Source organism: Saccharospirillum impatiens DSM 12546, assembly GCF_000423605.1.
GTDB classification, from domain to species: Bacteria; Pseudomonadota; Gammaproteobacteria; order Pseudomonadales; family Natronospirillaceae; genus Saccharospirillum; species Saccharospirillum impatiens.
The window spans coordinates 11,547-17,362 of the sequence record NZ_KE384064.1; the positions used below are offsets into that span (position 1 = coordinate 11,547).

The 5,816-nt window shown below is 53.9% G+C and carries 6 protein-coding genes; 4 read left to right on the plus strand and 2 right to left on the minus strand.

Annotated features, from left to right (window positions below; translation table 11 throughout):
- Nucleotides 1–242 precede the first annotated feature (242 nt).
- Entirely contained in the window at nt 243–1,148 is a 906-nt protein-coding gene (locus G565_RS0122200) for an aldo/keto reductase (RefSeq protein ID WP_028672734.1), read from the minus strand.
- A 144-nt stretch (nt 1,149–1,292) separates the two neighbouring features.
- Here G565_RS0122200 and G565_RS0122205 point away from each other — a divergent pair, with 144 nt between their 5' ends.
- The 4 genes from G565_RS0122205 (at nt 1,293) to G565_RS0122225 (ending at nt 5,159) form a co-directional block, all read left to right on the plus strand.
- Nucleotides 1,293–2,045, plus strand: coding sequence for a GntR family transcriptional regulator (locus G565_RS0122205; RefSeq protein ID WP_051208449.1), 753 nt, complete (start codon nt 1,293–1,295; stop codon nt 2,043–2,045).
- Between the two features lie 103 nt (nt 2,046–2,148).
- Complete coding sequence (locus G565_RS0122210; RefSeq protein ID WP_028672736.1) at nt 2,149–3,270, plus strand: Gfo/Idh/MocA family protein; 1,122 nt, start codon at nt 2,149–2,151, stop codon at nt 3,268–3,270.
- A 1,027-nt stretch (nt 3,271–4,297) separates the two neighbouring features.
- Complete coding sequence (locus G565_RS0122220) at nt 4,298–4,774, plus strand: GNAT family N-acetyltransferase (protein WP_028672737.1); 477 nt, start codon at nt 4,298–4,300, stop codon at nt 4,772–4,774.
- A 97-nt stretch (nt 4,775–4,871) separates the two neighbouring features.
- On the plus strand, nt 4,872–5,159 hold the full coding sequence (locus tag G565_RS0122225; RefSeq protein ID WP_028672738.1) for a hypothetical protein: 288 nt from the start codon (nt 4,872–4,874) through the stop codon (nt 5,157–5,159).
- 354 nt (nt 5,160–5,513) lie between these two features.
- On the opposite strand, the gene G565_RS0122230 is transcribed toward G565_RS0122225, so the two are convergent.
- On the minus strand, nt 5,514–5,816 hold a 303-nt coding region (locus G565_RS0122230; RefSeq protein WP_028672739.1), incomplete at its 5' end, for a transposase.

Consider the following 5,816-nt stretch of genomic DNA (forward strand, 5'->3'; position numbering starts at 1 on the left):
TTAACCATGGCTCTGGCCAATCATGACAGATTTTAAATGTGGCTAATTAATCAGGCTGGAGGCGTTGCTCGTCTGAACAATGGGCATGGATGCCCATGGTAGGTATGGGAGGCAGGATGCCTCTCCAGACCGGGAGAAGACGAGCAACGGCTCTAGCCGGACCCGTGGCATAACAGAATAAATAGCCACCCATAAAAAAGGCGCGAGCATTCGCGCCTTTTTTCGTCCTTAAGAAGTAAGCCTCAGGGCACTTCCTGCCCCGCAGCCGCCGTCCAGATCTCGTACCAGGTTTCGCGGTCGATGGTGATGTCCATGGCCTGGGCCAGGCCTTTGATGCGGTCGATGTTGTTGGTGCCGACGACGGGCAGAATGCCTGCCGGGTGGGCCAGTAGCCAGGCGAAAGCGGCAAGGTCGACCCGACCCTGGGCTTTTGATTGGGCAACGCTTTCGAGCAGCGTGCGAACGCGTTTTGCTGCTGCATCTGACCCGAAGATCTGACCGCCCGCCAGTGGCGACCAGGCCATGGCCTGAATCTGGTCGAGCTGCATCGCGGCGAGGGTGCCATCGGTGAAGGCGCTGCGTTCGAGTACGCTCATTTCGATCTGGTTAATGCACAGGCGGTGTTTCATATTGGCCTGCAGCAGGCGCCATTCATGAACACCGAAATTGGAAACACCCACAGCGCGTGTTTTGCCGGAATCAATCAGGGCATCGAGTGCTGCGCCGGTCTCGGCGGCATCCATCAAGGGGTCCGGGCGGTGAATCAGCATCAGATCCAGGTGATCGGTATGCAGGTGGCGCAAGCTGTTGTCGACACTGGTGTTAATGTAGTCGGCGCTGGTGTCGTAGTATTTTACGCGGCGGTCCGGGTACTTGTCGGTCGCCAGGGCTATGTCGCATTTACTGACCAGTTCCATTTTGTTGCGCAGAGAAGGGTCAGCCGCTAAAGCGGTGCCAAACAGCGCCTCACACTCGTAGTTGCCATAAATATCGGCGTGATCGAAGGTGGTAATGCCTTCAGCCAGGGCCGCGTCGATTTTGGCACGAACGTGGCTTACCGAGGTATCCTGATCGTCGGCCAGGCGCCAGACGCCATAAACCAGCCGGCTGAGTTCAACGTCGGTGTTGGGAAGGTGACTGCGTTGCATGGTGCTCTCCGGGGGCTACTCGTGCCCTTATTGTTGATAATGATCGTTGGCAACGATTGAGAAATGTTGGCATCCGAACCCTAACAAGGTATGCTCAACATGTAAATGAATAGTGAATGAATTTCACTGATCAGGATAATAACAATGACCACAACACCCCAAAAATCGGCCGCTGATACGTCGACTGGAAAAAAGCAGACCAAACGCCTGCCATTGTATATCCAGATCAGCGAATTATTGCACCGCGAAATCGCCGCCGGCCACTACAAGATTGGCGAGCGGCTACCGATTGAGGCCGACCTCGCTACCCAGTTGGGGGTGGCCATTGGAACCCTGCGAAAAGCCCTGTCCAAGCTCGAAGGCGACGGCATGCTAGAGCGTCGCCAGGGTTCCGGAACTTATGTTAAAGCTACCCTGAACAATCGGGCGGTCTATCAATTGTTCCGGCTTGAACTGCTCGAAGGCGGCGGTATGCCCAATGCCGATACGCTCAGCGTAACGGCTGCTGACAATGCCTATGTGGCCGGTCAACTGGGGCTCGATCATAGCACCCCCCTGTGGCGCATTCGCCGGTTGCGGTATCTGAACCAAACGCCGGTAGCGGCTGAAGAAATCTGGCTCGACCAACAGCACGACCCGTTACTGAGTGCTGATAAATTACTGGAAAGTTTGTACAAGCACTATCGCGACCATTTCGATTTCTGGATCACCCACATTGAAGACCGCATCAGTTGCACCGGCGCGCCGGATTGGGTGGCCGACCTGCTTGGCAAAGAAGCTAACACCATGCTGGGTTTTGTCGAACGGCTGAGCTGGTCGAGCAACGATCGGGTTGAAGAGTTTTCCTATACCTGGTTTGACCCGGCCGTGGTTCGGTACATTTCCCGGTTATCGTGAAGCGAGATTCTCAAGCCCATTCTTGCATGCATTGGGTGCCGGGTTTGGGCTCGGTGTGATGGTTCATTCATAAAAGACGTTTGTTACAACAGTGGAGTAAGCAATGGCACAGGTTCGTTACGGTGTGGTGGGTTGCGGCATGATGGGGCAGGAGCATCTGCGGAATCTTGCGTTAATTGAAGGCGCAGAAGTCGTCGCTATTTTTGAACCCGATGCGGCCATGCGCGATGCCTGCGCTCAACTGGTGCCCGGAGCCAGCTTTGTCGACTCGGTCGAGGCCCTGTGCGCCCGGTCCGATCTCGATGCCTTGCTGGTTGCCAGCCCGAACCACTGCCATGCCGACCAGTTACTGACCCTGCTGGCACACACCAAACTGCCGATTCTGATCGAGAAACCACTGGTCACCCGCATCGAAGACGTCGAACCGGTGCGCGCAGCCGTAGCAGCTCACCCGGCGCCGGTTTGGGTGGCGATGGAATACCGGTACATGCCCCCGGTGACTCGCCTACGCGAACATATTCAAGCGGGTGATGCCGGGCCCGTATCGATGCTCAGCATTCGTGAACACCGCTTTCCGTTCCTGCCGAAAGTCGGCGACTGGAATCGGTTCAATGCCAACACCGGGGGTACCCTGGTCGAGAAATGCTGTCATTTTTTCGATTTGATGCGGCTGTTGCTGGAAAGCGAAGCGACCTCGGTGATGGCCAGTGCCGGGCAGGATGCTAACCACCTCGATGAAGCCTACAACGGCCAAACGCCAGACATTCTCGACAACGCCTACGTCATCGTGAACTTCGCCAACGGCAAACGTGCCATGCTGGAACTGTGCATGTTCGCCGAGGGCTCGCGCTACCAGGAAGAGATCAGCGCCGTGGGGCCAACCGCCAAAGTCGAATGCCTGGTGCCGGGCCCGGGCCGTTTCTGGCCCGACCACCTGGGCGAGCCGCCGACACCCAAGGTTATTGTTAGCCCACGCGACCCCAAAGGCCCAATAGAATCCGACATCCCGGTAGACCCGGCGCTACTGGAAGCCGGCGACCACAATGGCTCCACCTTCTACCAGCACCTGGGCTTTTTCAAAGCCATCACCGAAGGCGCCCCGGTAGACGTTACCGTAGAAGACGGCTTGAAAGCAGTCGTTCTCGGCCTGGCCGCACAGGCCTCCGCCCAGGAAGGCAAAACCATGCGCATTACCAAAAACGGCTTTGGTTTCGAACCCGCCTAAACCACAAGCCCGTTCAAACTCATACAGGGGCAATATTCGCCACCAACTAATCGCTCCCTCTCCCGCTTGCGGGAGAGGGCTGGGGAGAGGGTTCTTTTCCAAGAGGCTGAATCCACCACCCAGCCAAAACCCGCCCCTGAACCCAACCAACCGTCGGCAAAGGCGGCGCAAACGACACCCCTGCCACATAACTACTTGCCAACTTCATTGCAGAGTGCCATGGTATCGATACAACTTATTTCCCCTTGGTGTGCCCTGTAACCGGCCGGGCGGTAGCGAATCTAATCGATTCTCACGCCTCATTCTGTTGTTCCTATCTGTCGTGCACCAAAACCTGAATTTGCTTTAAACCGCCTTAAACTGTTCCGCTCCAAACTATGAATGTGTGAACTTCATCGCAACCAAAGACCGAATCGCGACGCTGATATCTGGAATCAGCGTCTGAAGCGACGGGTTTGCTGGTTTTGATATCACTTTGGTGTAGCAGCGGAATTTGACTTAGGGCCCTCTGTAGCTGGGTCTTAGCAAAAGTGTTCTGTAGGCTATGTGAAACATCTGCCGGAATAAGGGGCGGAGTCGACGATGAATAAACTGTTAGCTGGTTTGTTCATGGTGCCTTTTTGGTGGTTTGGAGCCAGTGGCCTTGGTTCACAGTGGGTAGCAAAACCGGCAGGTTTCGGTGTTTGCCAAGGCCTTCAAAATCGGTGGTCAGTTGGTAGTTCAGCGTTTTAATAGCGGTGACAGAAAATTAGGTGTTCCGTTTGTGGGGCTGTCCGCCGTGAACACGGTCTTGATCTGCTAATCTGGTGTTATGGTTCATTCACCGCATCGGTTGCGGTGTTTTTAAACGCGGTGCACCGGCGGATTTTGGTGCAAAGCAGCAGTGGCGCAGGCCATCGAATTGGTTGCCAGGGAGTGGCTTCACCGTTACACCCAGCTAACAAATCAATCAAGTTCGTTCCCGGCCTACGGCCGTCCACCGGACGGCTTTTAGCCGCCGCTTATCTCAGCGTTATGGCATATGAGCATGGAAAAAATCATCAAAAGTCCTGAAGACTGTAACGATGCTGAGCTTCAGTCATTTGAAAAACTGGTGACAGAGGGCGGAGAAGTTGCATTGGCAGGCCTTCGAGAGAGAATTCAACGTGCAGAGAAGCTTGTCTTCATCAATGATGGCGAATGCGTTGCCGTTGGAGCCATTAAGAATCCTAATTCCGGATATAAAGCTCGTGTATTCGAGAAGTCGGGGGCTCTTGATCAAGCCAGGTATGAATATGAGCTGGGCTGGCTGTATGTGTCGGAAGCAGCGAGAGGCAAAGGCTATGGGCGGGCCTTAATGGAGTCAATCATTCACTCGTTGTCTGGCAGATCATGCTTTGCCACAACTCGTGAGGATAATGGTTCTATGCATCATTTGTTCAATAGGTTCGGATTTTCGAAACTCGGGCAGCCATATGAAAGCGAAAATGGGAACTACTCACTTGTCCTTTACGCAATACCATAACAAGGCCAGGCACGGCGACGGCTTTTCCGTTGCGGCTTCGCCTACACTACAAAGCCGCGCGTGCTGGCGGCGTTAAATGTCACAAGGAGTCTGGGTCATGGATTGGCTAATCTGGGTTTCAGTAGCAGCTCTTGCACTTGGGGTTTGGCACGAAACCAATCGGTTCCCCGCGACGGGCAATTCCCTGCGGAAACTCCAAGAAGCACTCGATGATCTTCAGTCAGAAAACGAGGACTTGAAGCAGCGTCTGTCGACCCTTGAAGACGACTACCAAGAGGTCTCGGAACAGCTAGATCGAATTCGTGATCCCGAGTATTGGCGAGCCATCGACGAAAAGGATGGGGAGGCTCTTTACGAACTCGACAAGCAACGTGGGAACATTTAACCAATCATTCAAGTTCGTTCCCGGCCTGGCGGCCGCCCACCGGACGCCCTAGTCGGGCGCCGCTTAAAATTGGCGTTAGGTGAAGATATGCAGATGCATCGTTCTTATGGGACACAAGAGCTCAATGATGACTGCTGCTTTTTATGTGGCGCTTTAATGGATGGCAGTAAAAGCGCAGAGCATGTTTTCCCAAAATGGCTTCAGAATCGATATGATCTATGGAATCAGAAGATCGAGCTGTTGAACGGATCATTGATGCCTTACAGGCAGCTGACGATTCCCTGCTGTGAGAAATGCAATAATGAACACCTTTCTAGTCTCGAAAACGGGCTCTTCGTAAAACTCTGTGGAACCCTATGGCAGCATATCCAGCTTTCCACAGTGAAACAATATGCTTGTTCTGAAGCCTTCGAAAGAACGATAGCCCCGAGCATTGGACTTTACCGTCTGGATCTTTGAGTTTAATCCCTCAGCGACGGCATTGCTGATCCGGTGATCGAAGTAATTCAACAAGCCATCCTTATGCGCTTTTAGCATTCTGGCGACTTTCTTAATCGGCTCCAAACGGCAACGAATAGCCCAGCTGTACCACTTCTCAAAATAGCGCTTCGCCCAACCTTTACTGCGGTAGTCCCAAAAGGGTCGAAAGTGTTCTTT

Bases quoted from the DNA above. Each gene is read 5' to 3' on its own strand.
- G565_RS0122210 (WP_028672736.1), top strand. From the start codon at position 2,149: ATGGCACAGGTTCGTTACGGTGTGGTGGGTTGCGGCATGATGGGGCAG.
- G565_RS0122205 (WP_051208449.1), top strand. From the start codon at position 1,293: ATGACCACAACACCCCAAAAATCGGCCGCTGATACGTCGACTGGAAAA.
- G565_RS0122225 (WP_028672738.1), top strand. From the start codon at position 4,872: ATGGATTGGCTAATCTGGGTTTCAGTAGCAGCTCTTGCACTTGGGGTT.
- G565_RS0122200 (WP_028672734.1), bottom strand. From the start codon at position 1,148: ATGCAACGCAGTCACCTTCCCAACACCGACGTTGAACTCAGCCGGCTG.
- G565_RS0122220 (WP_028672737.1), top strand. From the start codon at position 4,298: ATGGAAAAAATCATCAAAAGTCCTGAAGACTGTAACGATGCTGAGCTT.